Raw genomic sequence first — 22,999 nt, 5'->3', positions numbered from 1 at the left:
CGCGCAGCAGGCGCAGCGCCACGCCATCGAGGCCTGCGCCGCGCAGCGCCTGCTCGCGCTCGCTGGCCGCCAGCGTGGCCAGCTGCGCCGCGTCGCGGCTTTCATCGAGCCGCGCGCGGGCGATGATGCCGTCGCCGTACAGCCCTTCGTCGCGCGCCAGCCTGGCCCGCGCCAGCCGCGCCGCGCTGGTCTTTTCCAGGTAGGCGCGCTGCCACTCGAGCCAGCCCAGGCTGTACAGGGTCAGCAGCGGCGTGCCGGCGCCTACCTGCTGCAGCGGCGTCACGTGCACTTGCCGCACCACGCCATCGAGCGCGGCGCTGGCCAGAGCGGCGGCGTCCGGCGGCGCCACCACGGTGCCCGACAGGACCAGGTCATTGCCCGCCGGCGCAGCGTCGCCGGCCAGCGTGGCGACGGCCGGCGCGGTGGCGATGCCGGCACGGCTGATTTGCTGCGCGCTCAGGAGCAGTTGCTGCGGCGCGGCGGCCGACAGCAGGGGCCAGCCGAGCAGGGCCAGTATTGGCCAGCAAGGCGGGCAGCGGTTAAGATGGGAGGAAGCGGACATGGGAGGCGGCCGGAAGTGGAAGATGCGGCGATGGTCGCCAGCAGATGTTAAGAAGTTCTTAATGTCCGGCGCCTACGCTGCGGGCATGAAATCAGGACAGGACTAGCCACGATGCGCATATTGCTGACAGAAGACGACCCCCAGCTGGGGCGCGCCACGCAGATGGGGCTGGAGCAGGCCGGCTATGCGGTCGACTGGGTGCAGTCGGCCGAAAGCGCGCACACGGCCGTGCGCCTGCACCGCTACGGCTGCCTGCTGCTCGACCTGGCCCTACCTGGCGAGGATGGCATGCAGGCGCTGGCGACCTTGCGCCGCGGCGGCTATGACGGGGCGATCCTGATCGTCACGGCGCGCGACCAGATCGCCGACCGCGTGGCGGGCCTGGACGCGGGCGCGGACGACTTCATCGTCAAACCCTTCGACCTCGACGAGCTGGCGGCGCGCATGCGCAGCGCCTGCCGCCGCGCGGCCGGGCGCACGCGCGAAGAACTCGTGCATGGCGATATCGTCATCGACGTCGCCGCGCGCCAGGTGCGCCAGGCCGGCGTGGACGTGCCCCTGACGGGCAAGGAATTCAGCATCCTGCTGATGCTCGTCGAACAGCGCGGGCGCATCCTGAGCCGGGTGCAGCTGGAAGAGGGCGTCTACAGCTGGGGCGAGGAAGTCGACAGTAACGCGCTGCAGGTGCATATCCACCATCTGCGGCGCAAGCTGGGCAAGGCGCTGATCCGCACCGTGCATGCGATCGGCTACAGCATCGACCGGCCCGCCACGCACGATGTGCAGGCGCGTCCATGACGGCGTCCGCCCCGCGCGCCTGGTCGCTGCGGCGCACGCTGCTGGCCGTGCTGCTGGGACTGACGTTCACGCTGTGGGGCTTCAGCGCCGCCATCGTGTACCTGGAAGCGGGGCGCGAAAGCCAGGAACTGTTCGACCAGTCGCTGGCCGAGACGGGGCATTTGCTGCTGTCGCTGGCCGAGCACGAGGTGCAGGAGCACGGCGCCAGCACCTCGCTGGTGATGCCGGTGGCGCAGAACCGCAACCACCGCCAGTATCTGCTGTTCCAGGTATGGGATGCGCAGCACCGCCTGCTGTACAAGAATGCCGGCGCGCCGGACCAGGCGTTCGCCGCGCCGGCCGACGTCGGCTACAGCTGGCGCGACAACGATGGCCGGCGCTGGCGCATCTACACGAGCTGGAATCACGACGCCCGGCTGCAGATCCAGGTGGCCGAACCGGCCAGCCACCGCCAGGAAATCAGCAGCCGCTTCGCCGTCAAGCTGCTGGCCATCGGCCTGCCGATGGCGGCCCTGGCGGCGCTGGCCATCTGGTGGAGCATCAACCGCGTGTTTCGCGCGCTGCGCCGCTCGGCCGACGAAGTGGCGCAGCGCACGCCCGACGATCTGGCCAGTGTCAGCGTGACGGGCGCGCCCGTGGAAGTGCAGCCGCTGCTGCAGGCCATCAACCGCCTGTTCCTGCGCGTGCGCCAGACGCGCGAGCAGGAACAGCGCTTCACGGCCGATGCCGCGCATGAGCTGCGCACGCCGCTGGCGGCCATCAAGACCAACCTGCAGGTGCTGCAGCGGGCGCGCAGCGATGCGGAACGCGAGGAATCCGTGGCCGGCCTGGGCCTGAGCGTGGACCGCGCCACGCGCCTGGTGGGGCAGTTGCTGACCCTGTCGCGGCTCGACCCGCAGTCGCAGCCGCCCCTCGACCTGCCCGTGCTGGACCTGGCCGCCGTGCTGGCCGAGCAGCTGCCGTCCTGGATGGCGCAGGCGCAGCGCCAGGGCTTGCAGCTGCGGGCCGACCTGGCCACGGGCCCATGCCGGCTGCAGCCGGACCATGTGCTGATCCTGGCGCGCAACCTGGTGGACAATGCCATGCGCTACACGCCGGCCGGCGGCACCTTGGCGCTGGCCTGCGGCATCGAGGCCAATGGCGTGCTGCTGCGCGTGAGCGACACGGGGCCCGGCATCGCCGAACCCTTGCGCGAGCGCGTGTTCGAACGTTTTTTCCGCGCCGCCGGCGCGCAGCAGCCAGGCAGCGGCCTGGGTTTGTCTATCGTGCGGCGCATCGCCGAAACGCATGGCGCCAGCGTGCAGCTGGCCGCCGGGCCCGATGGCGCGGGCCTGGTGGTGACGGTGCGCTTTCCGCTACCCTTGGGTCCATCCCTGCATGAATAAAGGAGTCTGACCAATGCCATTGCGACACCGCGAGCTGCACCGGCTCGACAACGTAGGCTGGCTGCGCGCCGCCGTGCTGGGCGCCAATGACGGCATCGTCTCGACGGCCAGCCTGGTGCTGGGCGTGGTGGCGGCCCATGCCACGCACGACAGCATCCTGGTGGCCGGCGTGGCCGGCCTGGTGGCGGGTGCCATGTCGATGGCCACGGGCGAATATGTGTCGGTGCAGTCGCAGGCCGATACGGAGCAGGCGGCGCTGGAGCGCGAGGGCGGCGAGCTGCGCGACGATCCCAAGGGCGAGCTGCGCGAGCTGACGCATATTTATGTGGAGCGCGGCCTGGCGCCGGCGCTGGCCGCCCAGGTGGCCAAGGCGCTGATGGCGCATGACGCGATCGGCGCCCATGCGCGCGATGAACTGGGCATCACGGAGAGCATGCGCGCGCGCCCGCTGCAGGCGGCGCTGGCTTCGGCGCTCAGTTTTGCCGTCGGCGCGGCGCTGCCGCTGCTGGTGGTGCTGCTGGCGCCCATGGTCCTGCTGGCGCCGGCCATCGTCGCTTCCTCGCTGCTGTTCCTGGCGCTGCTGGGCGGCCTGGCGGCCAGGACGGGCGGCGCGCGCGTGGGCCGGGGCGTGCTGCGCGTGGTGTTCTGGAGCGCGCTGTCGATGGCGGCGGCGTCCGGCATCGGCGCGCTGTTTGGCATCACGGCGGCTTGACGCCGTCAGTGCGACACCAGCACCGGCAACGTCATCTCCTGCAGCACCGTGCGCGTGACGCCGCCCAGCAGCGCTTCGCGCAGGCGCATGTGGCCGTAGCAGCCCATCACGATCAGGTCGCAATGCCGCTGCGCCGCGATGGCCAGCAGTGCCGTGCCCACGTCCTGGCCTGGCGGCGTGTCGTGCTGCAGCACCTCGACGTTGACGCCGTGGCGCGCCAGGTACAGGGCCAGGTCGGCGCCTGGCTGCTCGCCATGCGCGGCCGGCTGGGCGTGCGAATTGACGACGGCCAGGCTGACCTGCCGCGCCCTTTGCAGCAGCGGCAGGGCATCGGTGATGGCGCGCAGCGCTTCGGCGCTGCCGTTCCAGGCCAGCAGCGGATGCTGCGGCACGCCCGCCGGCGCGGCGGAGGGCGCGTGCGGCACCATCAGCACGGGCCGGCCGCAATGGAGCATCAGGTATTCGGCCGTGCCGGCGATGACGCGCGACGGCGTATCCTGCGCGTCCGTCTGGCCCAGGATCAGCAAGTCGCAATAGCGCGCCTGCAGCAGCAGCGCGCCTTGCGCGTCGTCGTCGACGAAGCGCGTTTCATAGGTGCCCAGGCCTTCTTCGCGGGCGATGCGCTCGAATTCGTGCAAGGCCTCGCTGGCCTGGGTGCGCAGCGCCTGCATCTGCGCCGGCGCGAACTGCAGCGCGTTGACGCCGCCGCCATACGCATAGCGCGAGATGCCGCTCATGGCTGAACCGATCAGGTGGGCCCCTTCGGCGACGGCCAGGCGCACGGCCAGGCGGATGCGCTGGGCGCAGTGGCGGGAATTGTCGACGTGGACCAGCAGGGTGGTGTAGGGCATGGCATTTTCCTCGGTTATCGGTGGTCAGGTCTGCAGCACGTAGCTGCCCGGCGCGTCGCCCAAGGCAGCCCCCATGGCCGGCGGCGCCACTAGCGCGCCCGCGCGTTCTTCCAGCCAGGCTTGCCAGGCGGGCCACCATGAACCGTCGTGGTGCGGCACGTCGCGCTGCCAGCTGTCCGCGTCGACATACGCCTCGTCGTGGCGGTGCGTGGCCAGCTGGTAGCTGCGCCCCGGCTGGCCCGGCGGCGACACGACGCCCGCGTTGTGGCCGCCCGAGGTGAGCAGGAAGGTGACGTCCGTGTCCGTCAGCAGCTGCAGCTTGTACACGGAGCGCCACGGCGCCACGTGATCCGTCAGGGTGCCGACGGCAAAGATGGGCGCGTGGATGTCGGGCAGGGCGATGTGGCGGCCCGCAGTGCGGTAGCGGCCTTCGGCCAGGTCGTTGTGCAGGAACAGGCGGCGCAGGTATTCCGAATGCATGCGGCAGGGCATGCGCGTGGCGTCCCCGTTCCAGGCCATCAGGTCGCTGCCCTGGTCATCGAGGCCCAGCAGGTAATGGCGCAGCCGGCGCGACCAGATCAAGTCATTCGAGCGCAGCAGCTGGAAGGCGCCCGCCATCTGCCTCGTGTCGAGGTAGCCCTGCTTCCACATGGCCGCTTCCAGGAAGCTGACCTGGCTCTCGTCGATGAACAGCGACAGTTCGCCCGGCTCCTTGAAATCGACTTGCGAGGCCAGCATGGTGAGGCTGGCCAGGCGCGCATCGCCGTCGCGCGCCATGCTGGCGGCGGCCATCGCCAGCAGGGTGCCGCCCAGGCAGTAGCCGGTCGCGTGCACCTGCGGCGCGCCCGTGATGCGCACGACGGCGTCGAGCGCGTCCATCACGCCCAGCTGGCGGTAGTCTTCCAGCGACAGCTCGCGGTCTTCTTCCTGCGGGTTTTTCCAGGAAATCATGAAGACCGTGTGGCCCTGGCCCACCAGGTAGCGCACCAGCGAATTGTGTGGCGACAGGTCGAGAATATAGAACTTCATGATCCAGGCGGGCACGAACAGCAGCGGCGTGGCATGCACCTGGGCCGTCGTGGGGGCGTACTGGATCAGTTCGATCAAGTCATTGCGGTAGACCACCTTGCCCGGCGTGACGGCCACGGTTTGCCCCACCTTGAACGCCGCTTCGCCGGGCGCGGCACGCCCCATGGCGGCGCGCTGCCAGTACTCGACCGCGTGGACCATGCCGTGCGCCAGGCTGGCGCCGCCGCTTTCGAGGGTCGCTTGCTGCACCACGGGATTGGTCAGCATGAAGTTCGACGGCGCCAGCATGTCGAGCCACTGGCGCACGGTGAACGTGACGACGTCCTCGTGGTGCGGCGAGACGCCGCGCACGCCCGTGGTGGCGCGGTGCCACCATTGCTGCTGCAGCAGGAAGCCCTGGTAGACGAGGTTGTACGGCCAGCGCTGCCAGGCAGGATCCTCGAAGCGCCGGTCCTGCGGCAGCGGCGCGATGCAGGGCGCCGCGGAGGGTGCGCCCGGCACCACCGATTGCACGGCGTACTGCTGCCAGCGGCCGATCTTCTTCCACGCTTCCTGCAGCAGGGCTTGCTGCTTCGAGGGTGCCAGCGCCAGATGGCTGAGCCAGTCGGCATAGGCGTTGCCCAGCGCGGCCGGCGAAATGCCGCCCGTGAACTTGCCCAGCCAGGCGTTCAGCAGCAGGTCCAGGGTGGCGCCTTCCGGCGCGCTTTCCGGATAGTCATGCGCCGGCGCGCCTTGCCAGGCGCTGCCCAGGCGCTCATGTTCCACTTGTTGCGTCGCATTGCTCGGCTGCGTCTTGCTCATTCCAGGGCTCCTGTCATTTTTTCACAGGATAGCAAGAGCTTGTTCAAAAAATTATGATCTATATCAAGTTTGCCCGGATGCGTGCAGTACGTCGCACGTCGCCTCGATGGATGCGCGTGTTTCCCGCACAAACAGCCGCAACTGTTCCTCCAGCGCATCGAGCCGCGCCAGCAACGCCGCCTGCGCGGCATGGTCCCCTTCGCGCTCGATGGCGGCGGCGATGGCGACGGCGGGGGCCGCGTGGAAATTGGCCAGCAAGCCCGCCAGCGTATGCGCCTGCCGGCTGGCGCTGGGACGGTCGCCCGCCTGCAGGGCCGCGCGCATGGCGGCCAGCTGCGCCGGCAAGCCGGCCAGGAAGGACGCGCCGATGATGGCGATCACGTCGGCATCGGCGTCGGCCAGCGCGGCGGCGTAATCGTAGCGCGGCGCGCCGTGCGTCGCCGGCCCTGCCGCGTCAGGCGCATGGGTCGGCTGCTGCTTGCTAATTTGCAATACATGCTGCTCGATCAGGCGCTGGAAGGCGGCGGTGCGGAACGGCTTGGACAAGTAGTCGTCCATGCCGCCGGCGATGCAGCGTTCGCGGTCGCCTTCGAAGGCGCTGGCCGTCATGGCGATGATGACGCTCTTCGGCATGCCCTGCGCTTCGCGCGCGCGTATCTGTGCGGTGGCTTCGAAGCCGCCCATTTCCGGCATTTGCAAGTCCATCAGGATCATGTCGAAATGGCCGGCGGCATGACGCTCGAGCGCCTCGTGGCCGTTCGCCGCATGCGTGACCCGATGCCCCGCATTCGACAGCAGCACGGTGGCCAGTTCGCGGTTCATGGCGTTGTCCTCGACCAGCAGGACGTCCAGGCCAGGCATGCTTTCGCGCACGGCATGGCGCGTGATCACGGGGGCGGCGCCGGGCATGCCGCGGCACTTGCCCATCACGCTCATGGTGATGGCCAGCAATTCCTCGGGGCTGGCCGGCTTGAGCAGGTAGCCATCGATGCCCAGTTCGCGGCAGCGCGCCGCGTCGCCCAGGCTGCCGCTCGACGACAGCATGACGATGGGCACCTGGCTCCAGTGAGGCAGGTCGGCCAGGGCCGAGGCCGTATCGAAACCATTCATGCCGGGCATGGCGAAGTCCATGATGATGCAGTCCGCGGGCAAGCTGGTGCGGCAGTGCTCCAGCGCCGCCTCGCCAGACTCGCAGACGGTGACGCTGGCGCCGCTGTGCGCGAAGATCTTGCGCAGGATGGTCAGGCTGCTGGGGTTGTCGTCCACCAGCAGGATGGCGCGTCCCGCCAGCGAGGCGCCGGGCGGCGGCAGGACGGACTGCTGTTCGCCGATGGGCAGGGCCAGGTCCACGGTGAAGCAGCTTCCCTTGCCCAGTTCGCTCGACAGGCCGATGCTGCCGTCCATCATCGTCACCAGGCGGCGCGTGATCGACAGGCCCAGTCCCGTGCCGCCGAAGCGCCGCGTGGTCGAGCCGTCTTCCTGCTGGAAGGCGTCGAAGACGGCCTCCTGCATATCGGCGGCGATGCCGATACCGGTGTCGCGCACGCACAGGCGCACCCGGGCCATGCCGCCGTCGCTGGCGCGCAGCTGGGCGCTGACGGCGACTTCGCCGCGCGGCGTGAACTTGATGGCGTTGCCCGTCAGGTTGGTCAGCACCTGGCGCAGCCGGCCCGGGTCGCCCAGCAAGGTCTGCGGCAGCGCGGGATCGAGGTCGAGCACCAGTTCCAGGCCGCTGGCCTGCGCCCGCATGACGTGCGCGCGCATGGTCTCCTGCATCAACTGGTGCAGGTTGAAGGGGATGCTTTCCAGGGTCAGCATGCCCGCCTCGATCTTCGAGAAGTCGAGGATGTCGTTGATGATGCACAGCAGGGCGTCGGCCGAGGCCTTGACGATTTCCAGGTATTTGCGCTGGTGAACATCGAGTTCGGAATCGAGCACCAGGTCCGTCATGCCCAGGATGCCGTTCATCGGCGTGCGGATTTCGTGGCTCATGTTGGCCAGGAATTCGCTCTTCGAACGGCTGGCCGATTCGGCTACTTCCTTGGCCGCCAGCAGCGCGCGCTCGGCCGCCTTTTGGCTGGAAATGTCGACCAGGGTGCCCACCAGCCCGTTCAGGCTGCCGTCTGACGCCAGCAGGGCCGCCTTGCTGAACAACACGTCGACCTGGCGCGCGCCGATGGTCAGCCGCTCTTCATAGGTCTGATTGCCGCGGTCCTGCAGCAGGTGCATATCGTGCTGCGTCACCAGCTGCACTTCCCGCGACGGAAGCAGTTCGGCGGCCGTCATGCCCAGGATGCGCGCCTGGTCGACATTGAAGAAGGCGCAGAAGGCGCGGTTCGCGCGCAGGTAGCGGCCCTGCACGTCCTTCAGGTACAACGGGATAGGGATGGTCTCGATCAGCGCGTCGACGAAGTTGAGGTTGTGCTGCAGCTCGCGCGCCGCCTGGCGCCGCTCGGTGATGTCGGTCAGGCTGCCGGTGATGCCGGCCAGCCGATCGTGTCCGTCACGTTCGGCGCGCGCGCACACGTCGACCCAGCGCACGCCGCCGTCGCAGGTGACATAGCGCGCCTCATGGCGCATGCTGTCCACCTGGCCGCCCAGCAGCTGGGACAGGCCGGCGGCCACGCGCTCGCGGTCGCGCGCGTCGATGAATTGCAGCACGCTCCTGCCCAGGCTGTCGGCGGCGTCAAAGCCGGTGATGGTGTGCCAGGCGGGGTTCAGGAAGGTCCAGGCCCCGCGCACATCGGTGCGGAACACCACCTCGTTGAGACTGTTGACGACGTTGCGGTATTCGCGCTCGCTTTTCGCGATGGTTGCGGCCATGCGCTTGCTCTCGCTGATTTCCGTGCGGATGGCGATGTACTGATACGGCTTGCCGGCCGCATCGAGGAAGGGCACGATGGTGGCGTCGACCCAGTACTGCTGGCCATCCTTGGCGTGGTTGCAGATTTCCCCGTGCCACACCTGGCCGGCCGTGATGGTTTGCCACATCTGCGCAAAGAAGGCGTCCGGATGCGTATGCGAGTTGATCAGGTGATGCGTCTGGCCGACCAGCTCTTCGCGCGCGTAGCCGCTGATGGCGCAGAACTTGTCGTTGACGTAGACGATGACGCCGGCTGTATCGGTGATGCTGATAATGGCGTGCTGGTCCATCGCAAAGCGCTGGTTCTGCAGTTCGATGCGGCGCAGCTCCTGCTGCGCCACCAGCTCGGCCAGCAGCACCGACAGGCCCTCGATATCGCCTTCCTCGGGCAGGTGCAGGCCGGAATCGTCGTTGTCGAGCAGGCGCACGGCCGCCACGCGCAGCGACTGGATCACGCGGTTGCGGCTGGCCAGTTGCGTGCGCAGCAGGTCATTCGTCACGCTCAGCTCATTCGAACTCAGTTCCAGGCTGCGCGAGCGCAAGTCCAGGTCGCGTTCGGACTGCTCGTAGGCGCCGTCGATGCGCTGCAGCAGGGCCGGCAGGCTGGCCAGGAAGCCGGCCAGTTCCGGCGGCGTGTCCGCGTGCGCGCCCAGTGCCTGCGCCTGTTGCAGCAAGGCGGCGCAGGCGCTGTCCGAGTCGATGTTGCAGACGCGGTGCAATTGGCGTGCCAGGGTGCGGTTCATGCTTCGCTCAACACAGTCACGGTCATCGTCTGGTTATGCAGCTGGCACGCGCCATGCGGCTGGGTGATGCCGATTTCGCCGTTGGAATAGAAGCCGGCGATGCAGGTGGCGCCGCTGCCCAGCAGGTCGGCCACGGCTTCGACCTCTTCCTCGACCCGGTCGCCCATGACCAGCTTGCGGCCCACGCAGCTGACCAGCAGGGCCAGCTGGTCGCCCGCCGCATCGGCGTGGTGCCGCACCCCGCGCGCGGCCGTTTCGGCCCCGTCGATCAGCCGGTTGGTACTCGAATGCATCAATTTCAGGTAGCCGTCGGCGAGGATGTCGCCGGCCAGGGTCAGCGAGCCTTGCTCTTCGTCGACGGCGAGGATGGTGCGGAAGACATTGCTTTTTTCGTGCGCGGCCGAGAGCATTTCGAACGGGAACAGCAGTCCCGAGCCGGGCAGGTCGCGCGCATGGTCGCCCAGGTACAGCTTGTAGATGTCCAGCGCGCGCGCGCCGTCCAGGCCATACAGCACGTTGCCGACGCAGCGCGTCACCTTGCGCGCCGGGCCGAACGCCTCCCAGCCCGCATGGCTGCCGTAGCCGAGGCGGATATGTTCGCCGTACAGGCCGACGGCGACGACGGTATTGTCGGCCGCGCCGCGCGGACCGAGGGTCCAGGTCTGGCGAAAGGCGCCGCCGTCGGCCGCCAGCCCGCCGGAAATCGTCACGCCCGGCGGCAGGTTCGCCTGCAGGCCAGCGATGAGGGCGCTGCCGTTGATGGCCACGCCCGTGCCCAGCATGAACACGGCCGTCAGGCCCTCCTGCGGCAGCGCCTGCGCCAGGCGTGCGCCCGTGTCGTGCGAGTCCGCCATGTCGCAGATGATGGCGTCGGCGATCGCCACCGTCGTGCGGGCAAAGCGGATGGCCGTGATGACGCAGCTGTCGTCATACACGCGCTTGCCGGCGATTTCGCCGGCCGTAGAGCAGCCGGCAATGACGGCGCCCGGCATCTGGCGGCGCAAGGCCGCCGTCAGTTCGGCGGTGGCGAAGTAGGCGCAGGCGCCAAACACCAGCACCAGGTCGGGCGCCATGGCGGCCAGGGGTTCCAGGGCGGCATCGATGCCGGCACGGTTTTTCAGGATCAGTTGTTGCACGCGCATGGCGGGTTCCTCGCTGGCAGTGGGTGGACGTGGTGATCGACGGGATCGGGCAGGCTGTCGTGGATGGCGATCACCTCGTCCCAGGCGCCCAGGAAGGCGTCGATGCACAGTGGACAGAAATGGCTGCCCCTGTTTTGCTGCAGGTACAGGCGCGCCTGCGCCAAGGGCCAGGCCGGCTTGTACGGGCGCGCCGAACTCAAGGCGTCGAAGACGTCGGCCACGGCGACGATGCGCGCCGATAGCGGTATCTGTTCGCCCGCCAGTCCATGCGGATAGCCGCTGCCGTCGTATTTCTCGTGGTGGCCGCAGGCGATTTCCTCGGCCAGGCGGATCAGCGGCGAATCGCTGCCGGCGAGGATCTGGCCGCCGATTTCGGCATGCTGGCGCATGATGGCCATTTCCTCGGGATCCAGCCGGCCCGGCTTGAGCAGGATATGGTCGGGCGTGGCCAGCTTGCCCACGTCGTGCATGGGGGCCGCCTTGAGCAGCAGCTCCTGCCATGGCGCATCCATGCCCAGATTCCTGGCGATCAGCGCCGAGTAGCGCGCCATGCGCAAGATGTGGGCGCCCGTTTCCGGGTCGCGGAATTCGGCCGCCCGCGCCAGGCGCGTGACCAGTTCCATTTCCCTGGCCGTGACGTTGGCGATGGCCTGGCGCACTTCGTGTTCGAGCAGCTTGGCGCGGTCGGCCAGCAGGTTTTGCGCCGTGCGCAGGGCCAGCAGGTTGCGCACGCGCAGGCAAAATTCGATGGTGTCGACGGGCTTGGTGAGGAACTCCGTCACGCCCAGCGAAAAAGCCTGCTTGCGCACGGCGCGGTCGTTTTCGGTGGTCACCATGATGATGGGGATGTCGGCCATGCCCGGCATCTTGCGGAAAATGCCGAGGAATTCATTGCCCGACAGGTTGGGCATCCGGTAGTCGAGCAAGACCAGGTCCGGCACGTGCGACTCGCACCAGCTCAACGCATCGATGGGGTCGTTCATGCAGACGGGCTCGATGCTGCTGGCCTTGCGCGCCAGGGTCGCCAGCAGGCTCAGGTTGGTGTCGTTGTCATCGACGATCAGGATGCTCATGGTGTCTCCGGCGGATGGCGGTCAATGGCGGCGAGGGCGGCTTCAGGCCGCCAGCTTGCCCGTAGCATGCATGCCCAGGCCCGCCAGCAGGCTGCCCATGTCGAGCACGATCAGCATGCGCTCGTCGAGTGTGCCGATGGCCGTCACGTGGCCAGCCATGGCCGAGCCGTGCAGCTGCGGCGGCGGCTTGAGTTGCGCCGGCGTCAGCGGCACCACGTCGGCCACGCGGTCGATCACGATGCCGGTGGCGCCGTGCGCGAAGATGAGGATGATGACTACCGTCGAGGCGTCATAGGCGGGTTCGGCCTGGCCCAGCGCGATGCGCAGGTCGAGCAGCGGCACGATGCTGCCGCGCAGGTGGATGAAGCCTTTGAGGAAGGCGGGCGCATTGGCGACGCGGGTCACGGCGCCGTAGCCGCGGATTTCCTGCACCAGGCCGATGTCGATCGCGTATTCCTCCTTGCCCAGTCCAAAGACCAGCAATTCGCGGGCGCCCGCCTGCGCCGGTTGGTCCGTTACTGCGGCATGCGCTGCGGCATGCGTCGTGATGGTTTTCATGTGCTTGCTCCTGTCAGGTGATGCGTGGTGCATGAAACTGCGAGAGTCCCCGGGTGCTGCTCAAGCCTGCTCGATGCGGTTGCGGCCCTTGTGCTTGGCCTGGTACAGCGCGGCGTCGGCTTGCATGAACCCGGCTTTCCAGTTGCCGTTGTGGGGCAGCAGCGCCAGGCCGATGCTGATCGTTACCGTGATCGGCGACTGCTCGAATTCGACGCACGTTGCGGCCACGGCAAGGCGGATGCGCTCGGCCACCTGGCGCGCCATGGACAGGTCGGTTTGCGGGAACAGCAGGCCGAATTCCTCACCGCCCACGCGGGCGACGACGTCCGATGCCCGCGCCTGCGACTGGAGCACGCCAGCGATGGCGCGCAGCACGGCGTCGCCGGCCGCGTGGCCATGCTGGTCATTGACCCTCTTGAAGAAATCGATGTCGGCGATGCCGATGGCCATTGGATTGCCCGTGCGCCTGGCCCGCGCCGCCAGACGCACGGCGTCGATCTCGAGGGCGCGGCGGTTGGGCAGGTGGGTCAAGGGATCGCTCAGGGCGATGCGCTGCAAGCGCTGCCAGCGGGCCGCATTCTGTTGTTCGATGGCGCGTTCCTCGCGCTGGTCGATGAAAAAGGCGCCCATGTAGTTTTCATTATCGAGCTTGCCCAGGTCCATGGCCTTGAGCACGATGGGCAGCATCGAGCCATCGCGATGGCGAATGGCGAAATGGCGCTTGTGGCCCAGCACCTTGGCGTTCTTGCCGTCGCCCGCCAGATAGGCGCCGATCTGTGCGCCATGCTGCTCGCGCACGGCGTTGGGCAGCAGCGTCTCGATGCGCTTGCCGGGCAAGCTGCCCGCGTCATAGCCGCTCAGCGCATACATGGCGTCGTTCGCATAGCGGATGCGTGAGGCGGCATCGATGATGACGGCGGCGTCGTCGGCGGCGTCGAGCAGACGCAAGGCCAGGATTTGGTTCATGTGCTTGTCTCCTGCAAATTAGGTGGAGGTGTCAGGATGGCCAGTGCAGCGTTGGCTGTTGCACCACTTTGATTTCTCCATGGAAATCATCATACATCAAATAAAATTGATTTCAACAAATTTCTTGATTTTAATGATTTAATTTGGATTTTTCCCACAGTCGGCGTCAGGATGCGATGGCGCCGCCAGCGTACCTTGCCGTTATTTTCACTCTGTCGGTGTGCATTTTTCCACGGCGCCGCACGCCGGCGCCTAGAGAAAAATTGTTGTTGCATGGATTTATTTATTGTATTTGGTAAATTTATGCGGCAAAATGCAATTGCAGCCTGATCAGCACGTGTGCGGGCTGCGCATGCCGGCGTGCCAGGCCGGTAACCGCGGAGAAGGAGAGGGACATGCATACGAACAGCCCGGCAGGTGGAAGACAAGAGAGACACCGGGACAAGTCGGCATTGCGCCGCGTGCGCGATACTGCGCGCGCCGCGCGTCCGGCCCTGCGGCGCATGCGGGCGATCGGCTATCTGGCGCTGCTGTTGGCCGTGCCACTCGTCGCGATCGGCATCGCCATGGGACGCGCCGGCATGCCGGCGCCGTTCAGCACCGCCTGCGGCGTGGTGTCGTGCGCGGCCGGCGGCAATGTGTTCTAGCGCGTGGCCTGCGCTTCCTCGCAGATCCATGCCATGAATGCCTGCACGGCGGGGCGCGTGGCCGCGTCGGGCCGCGCCACCAGGTAATAGGCAAAGCGCGCCGGCCAGGGCAAGTCCAGCACTTGCACCAGGCGCCCGGCGGCGATTTCCTCGTGCGCATACAGCTGCGGCACCAGGGCCAGGCCCTGGCCCGCCTCGGCCGCGCGTATCAACAGAAAATCATCTTCGAAGGCCGAGCCGCGCAGCGCCCGCGCATCCTCCGGCGCGCCATGCGCGGCCAGCCACAGGGGCCAGTCGGCGCGGTCCGTATCGTGCAGCAGCGGGTAGCGCAGGCAGTCGGCCGGCGTGGCGATGCGCGGCTGGCCCGCCATCAGGGATGGACTGGCGACGGGCACCAGCACGGGCGCCATCAATCGCGTCACCTGCAGACCCGGATAGTCGCCCAGTCCGTGGCGCAAGGCCACGTCGACCCGGTCGCGGCGCAGGTCGACCAGCGCGGAGGTCGCTTCCACGCGCACCTCGATATGCGGGTGGCGCTGGTTGAAGCGGCCCAGGCGCGGCACCAGCCACGCGGCGGCAAAGGTGGCGACCGTGCTGACGGTCAGCGTCTGGCGCGCGCCCATGTCTTCCAGCGCCTGGCTGGCGCCGGCGATTTGCGCGAAGGCGCCCAGCAGGGCGGGGTGGACCATGGCGCCCGCCTCGGTCAGGCGCAAGCCCTGGCGCTCGCGCGTAAACAGCGGCATGCCGACCCGTTCTTCCAGCAGGCGGATTTGCTGGCTGACGGCGCCCGACGTCACGTGCAGCGCTGCGGCGGCCGCCTTGATGCTGCCGCGCTGGCCCACTTCGACAAAGGCGCGCAGCGCCTGGAGCGGTAAAGGATGCTTCATCGATATAGTTTTTCTAAAGTTAGGCGCGAAAAAGCATCGTTTCCGTTTCGCTTAGGGAAAACGCATTATAGGGGGATGCGGCGTTGTTTTGACGTCGAGTAAAACTATATCGATAGGAGCTCCATGTTACTTTCACATCGGCAACTTTGCCTGGTGTTGCTATGCACCACGCAATTCGTTGCCTTGCTCGATTTTTCCATCACCATGATCCCCTTGCCGCAAATCCAGCAGAGTCTGGGCTTTACGCCCGGCGGCCTGCAGTGGGTGATCAATGCGTATGGCGTGGCCATCGCCGGCTTCCTGCTGCTGGGCGGGCGCGCGGCCGACCTGTTTGGCCGCCGCCGCGTCTTCATCGCGGGGGTGCTGCTGTTCACGGCGGCATCCCTGCTGGGCGGTTTTTCGCACGGTCCGGCCATGCTGGTGGCCACGCGCGCGCTGCAGGGTTTCGGCGCCGCCATGTTTTCGCCGGCCGCGTTCTCCCTGCTGCTGGCCGTGTTTCCCGAACCGGCGCAGCGCAACCGGGCGCTCGGCGCCTGGACGGCCGTGGCGGCCAGCGGCTTTGTCGCGGGCCTGATCCTTGGCGGCTTCATCACGGACTTGCTGGGCTGGCGCTGGGTGCTGTGGATCAACGTGCCCGTCGGCTTGCTGGTGCTGGCCCTGTCGCCTGCCTTGCCTCCGGGCCGGCCCGAGGCGGATGCCGCCGCGGCGGCCGGCACGCTCGATGTGTGGGGCGCGCTGCTGGTGGCGTCGGGTGCGGCGACGCTGGTGTTTGCCTTTGCCAATAGCGAGCATGTGGGACTGGCGCATCCGCTCACCTTTGCCCTGGTCGCGCTGGCACTTGCCTTGCTGGCGCTGTTCGTGTGGGTGGAGGGACGCGTGGCCATGCCGTTGATGCCGCTGGCCGTGTTCCGGCGCCGCTCGACGGGCGGCGCGAATATCGTCTCGCTGCTGGCCAACACGGCCCTGGGCCCGACCTTTGTCGTCGTGGCGCTGGCCATGCAGGACGTGCTGGCGTTTTCCGCCACGCGCACGGGACTGGGCTTGCTGCCGATGGCCGTCGCCTTCACCCTGGCCAGCGCGTGGGCCGGGCCGGCGTTGATCGCCCGCTGCGGCACCAAGCCCGTCATCGTCGGCGGCATGCTGCTGTTCATCGGCGGCCTGGCCATGCTGGGCGCGTCGCTGGCCACGCTGTCTGCCTGGGCCGCCTCCATCCTGCCAGGCACCGTGCTGGCCGGCATCGGCTATGGCCTGGCGTTTCCCGCCTGGACCGTGGCCGGCATCGATGGTGTGCCGGAAGCGGACCACGGCCTGGCGGGCGGCATGCTGACGACCACGCAAGAAGTCGGCTCGGCCGTCGGCCTGGCCGTGGGCGTGGCGGTCAGCATCGCCGTGCTGGCCGGTGGCGGCACGGCCGCGCAAGGCTACAGCGGCGCCATCCTCGTTTCCGCCTGCCTGGTGGCGGCGGGCCTGGCGTGCGCCATCGCCATCCTGCCCGGCAAGACTGCGCGCCAGGAGGCGGCGTCATGATGGACTTGTACACCGACAGCTCGCCCAACGGTTTCAAGGCCACCATCGCGCTGGCCGAACTGGGCTTGCCCTATCGATTGCGCCACGTGCGCATCGAACTGGGCGAACACCTGCTGCCCGCCTTCCTGGCCCGCAATCCGCACGGGCGCATTCCCGTGCTGGTCGATCACGAGACGGGCGTCACCGTGTTCGAGTCGGCCGCCATCCTGTTGTACCTGGCCGAGAAAACGGGGCGGCTGCTGCCAAAGGCGCCCGCGCAGCGCTGGGCCGCCATCACCTGGCTGCAATTTCACGCGGCCAGCATGGGGCCGATGCTGGGCCAGCGCGTGCATTTTGAACTGGCCGACGGCGGCGCGAATGTGGCCGCCACCGCGCATTTTCGCCAGTTGTGCGACGCCGCGCTGGCCGCCATGGACGGCCGCCTGGCCGACCACGCCTACCTGGCCGGCGACGACTATTCCATCGCCGACATCGCCAGCTTTGGCTGGCTGCATATCGCCCGCATCGTCGGCTTCGATTTTTCCGCCTGGCCGCACGTGGGCGCCTGGCATGCCCGCGTGGCGTGCCGCCCGGCCGTCCGGCTGGGCATCACGCTTCCCGCGCCCGCCACGGGCGCCTGATCCACAACAAGGAACGACATGACGATCGATACCAGCGGCGCTTCGTCGCAGGCCTTCACGCAGCACCGCGGCTACCGCCGCATGTTCGCGCCCGGCGCGCTCACCCTCGGCATTTATCTGCCGTTGCGTTTTTACCAGGGCGACATGCGGGCGCTGGCCGGCCAGGCCGACCTGGTCGCCGCCATGGACCGGCAAGGCTTCGCCGCCGCCTGGGTGCGCGACATTCCCCTGTTCGACCCGCGTTTCGGCGATGCGGGCCAGCTGTTCGACCCGTGGACCTATCTGGCGTATCTGGCGGCGCGCACGGATGCGCTGGCCCTGGCCACGGGCAGCGCCATTTTCACGCTGCGCCATCCGATCGACCTGGCCAAGGCGGCCGCCAGCATCGACCAGTTGTCGGGCGGGCGCCTGGTGCTGGGCACGGCGTCGGGCGACCGCGCCAGCGAATTTCCTGCGTATGGCGTGCCATACGCCACGCGCGGTGAGCGCTATGCGCAAGCCGTGCACCTGTTCCGCCAGCTGCTGCGGGCCGGCCCCGCGCATATCGCCGGCCCGCTGGGCAGCCTGGCCGGCCTCGAACTGCTGCCCAAGCCCGTGGCCGGCGCCATTCCCCTGGTCGTCACCAGTTCCTCGGGCCAGTCGCTGGAGTGGGTAGGGCGCCACGCCGATGGCTGGCTGACGTATCCGGAAGCGACGGATACGCCGGACGGGCCGCGCCGGCTGGCGGAAAAGATCCGCGCCTGGCGCGCCTGCATCCCCGATGGCGGCTTTCGCCCGCACATGTGCAACGAATGGCTGGACCTGGTGGACGACCCCGATTATCCACGCACGCCCGTGCGCAGCGGCTATGTGCTGCGCACGGGACGCAAGGGCTTGATCGACTTGCTTGGTGAATGGCGGGACGCGGGCGTCAACCACGCGGCGCTGGGCATCCAGCATGGCCGGCGCCCGGCCGCGGAGGTGCTGCAGGAACTGGCGCAGGAAGTGCTGCCGCATTTCCCCTCGCATGCTGCGCCGGCCAAGTCCGTGCCGCCTTGGTGAGGTGGCTTAAAACGCCTGGCTGGCGGCGTAGATCAGCAAGCCGGCCAGGCCGCCGACGATGGTGCCGTTGATGCGGATGAATTGCAGGTCGCGTCCGATGGCCAGTTCGATGCGCTCGCTCATTTCGTCCTTGCTCCACAGGTCCAGGCGGGCGGCGATGAAGGCGCCCACTTCGCCCCTGTAGCGGCGCACCAGCGAGCCGCTGGCGGCGACGATGGCGCCGTTCAGCCATTCCCGCGCAGCGTTGTCCTCGCCCAGCACCTTGCCCGTGTTGCGTGCCAAGCCGGCGATCGCCTGCGCCAGCACGGGCCGGTCGGCGTGCAGGTCGGCCAGCAGGCGCGTGCTGATGTTGGTCCAGAGGTCGCCCAGCATGGTTTGCACCGTGTCGCTGGCGACCAGCTGCAACTGGTAGCGGCGCACGGTGGCTTGCCACTGCGGGTCGGCCTTCAGGTGCAAGGCGCTGTCGGCGATCCAGCCGGCGATGCGCTGGCGCAGCGGGTGCTGCGGGTCGACGCGCACGGCGAGGGCGAATTTCTGCAGCGAGGCGATCATGCGCGGCTCATACGCCTTCACGGCCTTTTTCACGAGCGCGTTCTCGATCTGGAAGGCACCCAGCACGAAGTCGCCGATGGCCGCGTGGTGCGTCTCGTCGTCCAGATAGGCGGCGCCGCGGTCGAGCAGGAAGTCCAGCAGCTCCTGCGGCTTGCCGTCGGCGATCAGCGCGTCGATGCAGTCGGCCGCCACGTCCGATAAATTTAATTGACCCAGGTAGCCGCTGGCCTGCTCGCGCAACAGGCGGCCCAGCGTGTCGTGGTCGGCCATCGCCAGCAGCTGTTTCGCCACGCCGGCGCTGGCCATGCCCAGCTGCCGCGCGTGGGCCTCGTCAGCGAGCCAGGCACCCAGGCGCGCGGCGGGATCGGCCTGCACGATGCGCTCGGCGATGCCTTGTTCGGTAATGAAATGGTTTTCCACGAAGGCGCCCAGGCTGCGGCCGATGTCCGCCTTGCTGTTCGGGATGATGGCCGTATGCCACAGGGGGATGCCCAGCGGGTGGCGGAACAGGGCCACGACGGCGAACCAGTCGGCGATGGCCCCCACCATGGACGCTTCGGCGAACGCTTCCACATAGCCCCAGGCGGGGTGGCCACCCCGCTGCGAGCGGGCCACGGCGAAGACCAGCGCGGCCAGCAGCAGCAAGCCGGCGGCCAGCCACTGCATGTTGCGCAGGCGCACGCGCTTGAGCTGGTCCGTGCTCTGGTCCAGGTGCGCGATGAGGTCGGGGGAAGGTTGCATGGATGGCGGCCTGCAGGGTTGCGAGACCGCCATCTTACTGCGATGGCGCAGTGGAAGGATTACTGTGGCGTGTGCAGCAGCGAACGGCGGCGCGCGTAGCCGAAATAGATGACCAGGCCGATCACCAGCCAGATGGTGAAGGCGACCCAGGTGACCCAGCTGAGGAAGGTCATCAGGCCCACGCACAGGATCACGGCCAGCGCCGGCACGTACGGCACGCCGGGGCAGCGGAAGGCGCGCGGCAGGTCGGGGCGGCGCTTGCGCAGCACCACCACGGCGACGGAGACCATGGTGAAGGCGGCCAGGGTGCCAATGTTGATCAGCTCGGCGAGGATGTTGAGCGGGATCACGGCGGCGATCAGGCCGAACACGATGCCGACCAGCCAGGTGGCGAAGAACGGTGTGTGGAAGCGCGGGTGCACGGTCGACAGGCGCTTGGGCAGCAAGCCGTCGCGCGACATGGCGAAGATGATGCGCGTCTGGCCGAAGGCCATCACGAGGATCACGGTGGTCATGCCGAGGATGGCGCCCAGGTCGACGAAGCCGGCGATCCAGTTTTCGCCCGCATATTGCAGGGCCAGCGAGACGGGATGGTCGACGCCGAGGAATTTTTGATACGGCACGATGCCCGTCATGATGGCCGAGACGACCACGTACAGCACGGCGCACACGGCCAGCGAACCGATGATCCCGATCGGCAGGTCGCGCGACGGCTTCTTGACTTCCTCGGCGGCCGAGGTGACGGCGTCAAAGCCGATGAAGGCGAAGAAGACGAGGGCGGCGGCGCTCAGCATGCCATGGTAGCCGAACGGCATGTAGGGCTGCCAGTTGGCCGGCTGCACGTGGCGCGCGCCGAAGATGATGAACAGCAGCACCACGCCCACCTTGATGGCCACCATGATGTTGTTCAGGCGCGCCGATTCGCGCACGCCCCAGCCCAGCATGGCCGTCAAGGCCAGCATGATGACGAGGGCCGGCAGGTTGATGAAGGTGGTCACGCCTGGCAGGGCGCCCGGCGCGGCCGTCAGGGCCACGGGCAGCACGATGCCAAAGCCCGACAGCAGCGACTGGAAGTAGCCGGACCAGCCGACGGAGACGGCGGCCGCGGCCAGGCCGTACTCGAGCAGCAAATCCCAGCCTATCATCCAGGCGGCCAGCTCGCCCAAAGTCGCATAGCTGTAGGTGTAGATGGAGCCGGCCACCGGCACGGTGGAGGCGAATTCCGCGTAGCACAGGGCGGCGAAGCAGCAGGCGACGGCCGCCACGACAAACGACAGCGACAGGGCGGGGCCGGCCGTCAGCGCACCCGTGCCGGTGAGCACGAAAATACCCGTGCCGACGATGGCGCCGATACCCATGAGGACAAGGTCGAAGGGGCCCAGCACCTTGGCCAGTCCTCCCGGCTTCTTGCTGTGGGCGATCATGTCATCCAAATTCTTGGTTCTAAATAAGCTCACTGTGTCTCCTGGTGGTTTTTGTCATGGCGCCATTGCCGCCTCGTGAGTAGCACGACGCAGCCAGATTCTAGCCCAGGCGCCCGTGATTCCTGAAGGAAAACCGTACTGTGGCGTGCGCGCCAGCCCTGTAAACTTGACCGGCAGGCAAAAAAACAGCCCCGGAAGTGGCCGGGGCTGAAAAGGAGACTGCTACAAATGGTTACTGCGGCTTACTTTGAAAAGTGTGCCTCGATCTCTTCCAGCGTCTTGCCCTTGGTTTCCGGGAGCAAGAACGCGGCCGCCAGGAAGTACAGCACGGTGCAGCCGGCGCCGAAGAAGAACAGGGTCGAATAACCGTGCAAGCCCACGGTCGGCAGGAAGATGGCGGCGATCACCGTCGAGACGAACTGGTTGACCAGCAGCGCGATGCTCATGCCGTTCGAGCGGATGCGGGTCGGCATCAGTTCGGACAGGGCCAGCCACACGCACACGCCCGGTCCCACGGCGAAGCTGGAAACGAACACGCAGATGGCGATCGCCACCAGCCAGCCATGCGTGGACGAGGGCACGGGGCCCAGGCTGGCCTTCTCGATGCGCAGCGGCGCCTCGCGCCCGGCGGCCGGGTCGGCGAACGGGTTCAGGTGCAGCTTGCGGAAGAAGACGCCGATCACGCTGTCGGCCTGCACGGCATCGGCACGGGCGATCGACACCTGGCGCAGCACGGGGTCGTCGCTGCGCAGACTTTTCACGTTGGTGAACGGGCCGTAGGCGTAGGCGATGGTCAGCTGCTGCGGCGTGCCGTCGGCGGCCGCGCCCAGTGCCGTCAAGGTGGCCGCATCGAGGCGCACGGCCAGGCCATCGTCCTGCACTTGCGCCGCGATGGCGGGGCGCACGTCGGCCAGGTGCGCCTCGGCGCCGCGGAACAGCAGGCCGGCCGCCAGCAGCGAGACGACGATGCCGCCCGTGCCCAGCATCAGCAGGAACTTGCGGCCCTTGCGGTCCACCAGCAGCACGGCCACCACCGTCATCACGGCGTTCAGCACCTTCAATAACACGTCCGCCATGTTGGCCGAGGCGCCCGACAGACCCGCCTGGTTCAAGATATTGACGACATAGGCGAGGATGGAATTGATGCCCGTCGCCTGCGTGCAGGCGAGGATCAGGCAGGCCAGCAGGAAGGGCAGCACGTAGCGGCGGCTCAGCAGCGGATCCCTGGCCCTGGCATTGCCGCTGGCCTTGGCCACATTTTCCGGCGTATCGAGCATGTCGCGCAGCTCCAGCTCGGCGGCGGCGGGCAGGCGCGTGCGCAGCAGCGACTGGCGCGCCTGCTCGATGCGGCCCCGTTGCGCCAGCCAGCGCGGCGATTCGGCCAGCAGCAGGGCGCCGATGGTAAACACCAGGCCGGGTGTCAGACAGACCCAGAAGATGCTGCGCCAGGCGTGGTCCTTGGCGGTAAAAATGGCGGCGATGCGGCCCGCTTCCGGCAAGGCTTGCGCCGCCTGCGTGGCCGTTTCCACCGTCTGCGCCTGCAGCAGGCCGATCAGGGCGGCCGCCACCAGGCCGATGGTCAGCAGCAGCTGGAACAGGGCGGCGCCCCGTCCGCGCTGTTGCGCGGGCAGGCATTCGGCCAGGTACAGGGGCACGACGACGCCGATCAAGCCGCCGCTGATGCCTTGCAGCAGACGGCCCAGCAGCAGCGGCATGTAGCCGTCGGCCAGGGCGATCAGCGGGATGCTGGCGCTGAACAGGGCGCCGGCCAGGAACATCACCCAGCGCCGGCCCAGCAGATCGGCCAGGGCGCCGGCGAACAGCGACGAGAGGACTGAACCCAAGAGCACGGCGGCGACGATAAAGCTCAGCTGCTGGGCCGTCAGTTTCCAGGCCACGGAGGCCGTCGATTCCAGGTAGGGCAGGGCGCCGGCGATGATGCCGATGTCTATGCCGTACAGCAATCCCCCCATGCCGGCAATAAATAGCAGGTAGCGCATGGCCCACACGGGGGCCTTGTGTGACGTGTCGTGCATGAAAACTCCGGGACGGGGTTGAGGTTGGGGGCTGGGTCTAG

18 protein-coding genes and 1 pseudogene are annotated in these 22,999 nt (G+C 68.0%); 7 read left to right on the top strand and 12 right to left on the bottom strand.

Annotated elements, in window-relative coordinates:
• Positions 1–562, bottom strand: a pseudogene (locus tag GCN78_RS24645) (efflux RND transporter periplasmic adaptor subunit); the annotation flags it as partial.
• Between the two features lie 111 nt (positions 563–673).
• Here GCN78_RS24645 and GCN78_RS24640 point away from each other — a divergent pair.
• From GCN78_RS24640 to GCN78_RS24630, 3 genes are read left to right on the top strand one after another with little or no spacing between them, the layout of a single operon-like run.
• Positions 674–1,360 (top strand): response regulator, encoded by a 687-nt coding sequence (locus tag GCN78_RS24640; protein WP_152254068.1) that lies wholly within the window; start codon positions 674–676, stop codon positions 1,358–1,360.
• Positions 1,357–2,745 carry an ATP-binding protein gene (locus GCN78_RS24635; protein WP_152254067.1) on the top strand — a complete coding sequence of 463 codons (1,389 nt, stop codon included), beginning with the start codon at positions 1,357–1,359 and terminating at the stop codon, positions 2,743–2,745. The genes GCN78_RS24640 and GCN78_RS24635 overlap by 4 nt, the downstream gene beginning before the upstream one ends.
• A 13-nt stretch (positions 2,746–2,758) precedes the next feature.
• Entirely contained in the window at positions 2,759–3,457 is a 699-nt protein-coding gene (locus tag GCN78_RS24630; protein WP_152254066.1) for a VIT1/CCC1 transporter family protein, read from the top strand.
• 5 nt (positions 3,458–3,462) lie between these two features.
• Here the strand turns inward: GCN78_RS24630 and GCN78_RS24625 are convergent, their stop codons facing one another.
• The 7 genes from GCN78_RS24625 to GCN78_RS24595 all read right to left on the bottom strand — a co-directional run bounded on the left by GCN78_RS24625 (position 3,463) and on the right by GCN78_RS24595 (position 13,483).
• Positions 3,463–4,308, bottom strand: a complete 846-nt coding sequence (locus GCN78_RS24625) for a universal stress protein (protein ID WP_152254065.1) — start codon at positions 4,306–4,308, stop codon at positions 3,463–3,465.
• A gap of 24 nt (positions 4,309–4,332) precedes the next feature.
• Positions 4,333–6,138 carry a PHA/PHB synthase family protein gene (locus tag GCN78_RS24620; RefSeq protein ID WP_152254064.1) on the bottom strand — a complete coding sequence of 602 codons (1,806 nt, stop codon included), beginning with the start codon at positions 6,136–6,138 and terminating at the stop codon, positions 4,333–4,335.
• A 63-nt stretch (positions 6,139–6,201) separates the two neighbouring features.
• Entirely contained in the window at positions 6,202–9,744 is a 3,543-nt protein-coding gene (locus tag GCN78_RS24615) for a response regulator (protein ID WP_152254063.1), read from the bottom strand.
• Positions 9,741–10,886: an FIST signal transduction protein gene (locus GCN78_RS24610; protein WP_152254062.1), complete on the bottom strand. Its 1,146-nt coding sequence runs from the start codon at positions 10,884–10,886 to the stop codon at positions 9,741–9,743. The genes GCN78_RS24615 and GCN78_RS24610 overlap by 4 nt, the downstream gene beginning before the upstream one ends.
• Positions 10,868–11,959, bottom strand: coding sequence for an HD domain-containing phosphohydrolase (locus GCN78_RS24605; RefSeq protein ID WP_152254061.1), 1,092 nt, complete (start codon positions 11,957–11,959; stop codon positions 10,868–10,870). Before GCN78_RS24605 ends, GCN78_RS24610 begins: the two co-directional genes overlap by 19 nt.
• A gap of 42 nt (positions 11,960–12,001) precedes the next feature.
• The gene (locus GCN78_RS24600; RefSeq protein ID WP_152254060.1) at positions 12,002–12,517 is read right to left on the bottom strand and encodes a chemotaxis protein CheW; all 516 of its coding nucleotides are present in this window, start codon (positions 12,515–12,517) and stop codon (positions 12,002–12,004) included.
• Between the two features lie 60 nt (positions 12,518–12,577).
• Entirely contained in the window at positions 12,578–13,483 is a 906-nt protein-coding gene (locus GCN78_RS24595; protein WP_152254059.1) for a sensor domain-containing diguanylate cyclase, read from the bottom strand.
• Positions 13,484–13,878: 395 nt separating this feature from the next.
• On the opposite strand from GCN78_RS24595, the gene GCN78_RS24585 reads away from it, so the two are divergent.
• Complete coding sequence (locus GCN78_RS24585) at positions 13,879–14,130, top strand: hypothetical protein (RefSeq protein WP_152254057.1); 252 nt, start codon at positions 13,879–13,881, stop codon at positions 14,128–14,130.
• Here GCN78_RS24585 and gcvA read toward each other — a convergent pair.
• Positions 14,127–15,017 (bottom strand): transcriptional regulator GcvA, encoded by an 891-nt coding sequence (gene gcvA, locus GCN78_RS24580; RefSeq protein WP_152254056.1) that lies wholly within the window; start codon positions 15,015–15,017, stop codon positions 14,127–14,129. The genes GCN78_RS24585 and gcvA overlap by 4 nt on opposite strands.
• Before the next feature lie 123 nt (positions 15,018–15,140).
• Here gcvA and GCN78_RS24575 point away from each other — a divergent pair, with 123 nt between their 5' ends.
• Genes GCN78_RS24575 through GCN78_RS24565 form a run of 3 tightly spaced genes read left to right on the top strand, consistent with a single transcriptional unit; the run spans position 15,141 to position 18,205 of the window.
• The gene (locus GCN78_RS24575) at positions 15,141–16,544 is read left to right on the top strand and encodes an MFS transporter (protein WP_152254055.1); all 1,404 of its coding nucleotides are present in this window, start codon (positions 15,141–15,143) and stop codon (positions 16,542–16,544) included.
• A complete protein-coding gene (locus GCN78_RS24570) occupies positions 16,541–17,164 on the top strand; it encodes a glutathione S-transferase family protein (protein WP_152254054.1) in 624 nt (207 codons plus the stop codon). The genes GCN78_RS24575 and GCN78_RS24570 overlap by 4 nt, the downstream gene beginning before the upstream one ends.
• 18 nt (positions 17,165–17,182) lie before the next feature.
• Positions 17,183–18,205, top strand: coding sequence for an LLM class oxidoreductase (locus GCN78_RS24565; protein ID WP_152254053.1), 1,023 nt, complete (start codon positions 17,183–17,185; stop codon positions 18,203–18,205).
• Positions 18,206–18,211: 6 nt separating this feature from the next.
• Here GCN78_RS24565 and GCN78_RS24560 read toward each other — a convergent pair whose 3' ends face one another.
• The 3 genes from GCN78_RS24560 to GCN78_RS24550 form a co-directional block, all read right to left on the bottom strand.
• Positions 18,212–19,498 (bottom strand): DUF445 domain-containing protein, encoded by a 1,287-nt coding sequence (locus GCN78_RS24560; protein ID WP_152254052.1) that lies wholly within the window; start codon positions 19,496–19,498, stop codon positions 18,212–18,214.
• Between the two features lie 59 nt (positions 19,499–19,557).
• Complete coding sequence (locus GCN78_RS24555; protein WP_152254051.1) at positions 19,558–20,955, bottom strand: amino acid permease; 1,398 nt, start codon at positions 20,953–20,955, stop codon at positions 19,558–19,560.
• 209 nt (positions 20,956–21,164) lie between these two features.
• A complete protein-coding gene (locus GCN78_RS24550) occupies positions 21,165–22,958 on the bottom strand; it encodes an MFS transporter (RefSeq protein ID WP_152254050.1) in 1,794 nt (597 codons plus the stop codon).
• Between the last annotated feature and the right edge of the window lie 41 nt (positions 22,959–22,999).

Origin of the sequence: Janthinobacterium rivuli, assembly GCF_009208735.1 — a bacterium.
Lineage (GTDB): Bacteria > Pseudomonadota > Gammaproteobacteria > Burkholderiales > Burkholderiaceae_D > Janthinobacterium.
This window is presented reverse-complemented; position numbering and strand designations above follow the sequence as displayed.

Bases quoted from the DNA above. Each gene is read 5' to 3' on its own strand.
- GCN78_RS24640 (WP_152254068.1), top strand. From the start codon at position 674: ATGCGCATATTGCTGACAGAAGACGACCCCCAGCTGGGGCGCGCCACG.
- GCN78_RS24635 (WP_152254067.1), top strand. From the start codon at position 1,357: ATGACGGCGTCCGCCCCGCGCGCCTGGTCGCTGCGGCGCACGCTGCTG.
- GCN78_RS24630 (WP_152254066.1), top strand. From the start codon at position 2,759: ATGCCATTGCGACACCGCGAGCTGCACCGGCTCGACAACGTAGGCTGG.
- GCN78_RS24625 (WP_152254065.1), bottom strand. From the start codon at position 4,308: ATGCCCTACACCACCCTGCTGGTCCACGTCGACAATTCCCGCCACTGC.
- GCN78_RS24620 (WP_152254064.1), bottom strand. From the start codon at position 6,138: ATGAGCAAGACGCAGCCGAGCAATGCGACGCAACAAGTGGAACATGAG.
- GCN78_RS24615 (WP_152254063.1), bottom strand. From the start codon at position 9,744: ATGAACCGCACCCTGGCACGCCAATTGCACCGCGTCTGCAACATCGAC.
- GCN78_RS24610 (WP_152254062.1), bottom strand. From the start codon at position 10,886: ATGCGCGTGCAACAACTGATCCTGAAAAACCGTGCCGGCATCGATGCC.
- GCN78_RS24605 (WP_152254061.1), bottom strand. From the start codon at position 11,959: ATGAGCATCCTGATCGTCGATGACAACGACACCAACCTGAGCCTGCTG.
- GCN78_RS24600 (WP_152254060.1), bottom strand. From the start codon at position 12,517: ATGAAAACCATCACGACGCATGCCGCAGCGCATGCCGCAGTAACGGAC.
- GCN78_RS24595 (WP_152254059.1), bottom strand. From the start codon at position 13,483: ATGAACCAAATCCTGGCCTTGCGTCTGCTCGACGCCGCCGACGACGCC.
- GCN78_RS24585 (WP_152254057.1), top strand. From the start codon at position 13,879: ATGCATACGAACAGCCCGGCAGGTGGAAGACAAGAGAGACACCGGGAC.
- gcvA (WP_152254056.1), bottom strand. From the start codon at position 15,017: ATGAAGCATCCTTTACCGCTCCAGGCGCTGCGCGCCTTTGTCGAAGTG.
- GCN78_RS24575 (WP_152254055.1), top strand. From the start codon at position 15,141: ATGTTACTTTCACATCGGCAACTTTGCCTGGTGTTGCTATGCACCACG.
- GCN78_RS24570 (WP_152254054.1), top strand. From the start codon at position 16,541: ATGATGGACTTGTACACCGACAGCTCGCCCAACGGTTTCAAGGCCACC.
- GCN78_RS24565 (WP_152254053.1), top strand. From the start codon at position 17,183: ATGACGATCGATACCAGCGGCGCTTCGTCGCAGGCCTTCACGCAGCAC.
- GCN78_RS24560 (WP_152254052.1), bottom strand. From the start codon at position 19,498: ATGCAACCTTCCCCCGACCTCATCGCGCACCTGGACCAGAGCACGGAC.
- GCN78_RS24550 (WP_152254050.1), bottom strand. From the start codon at position 22,958: ATGCACGACACGTCACACAAGGCCCCCGTGTGGGCCATGCGCTACCTG.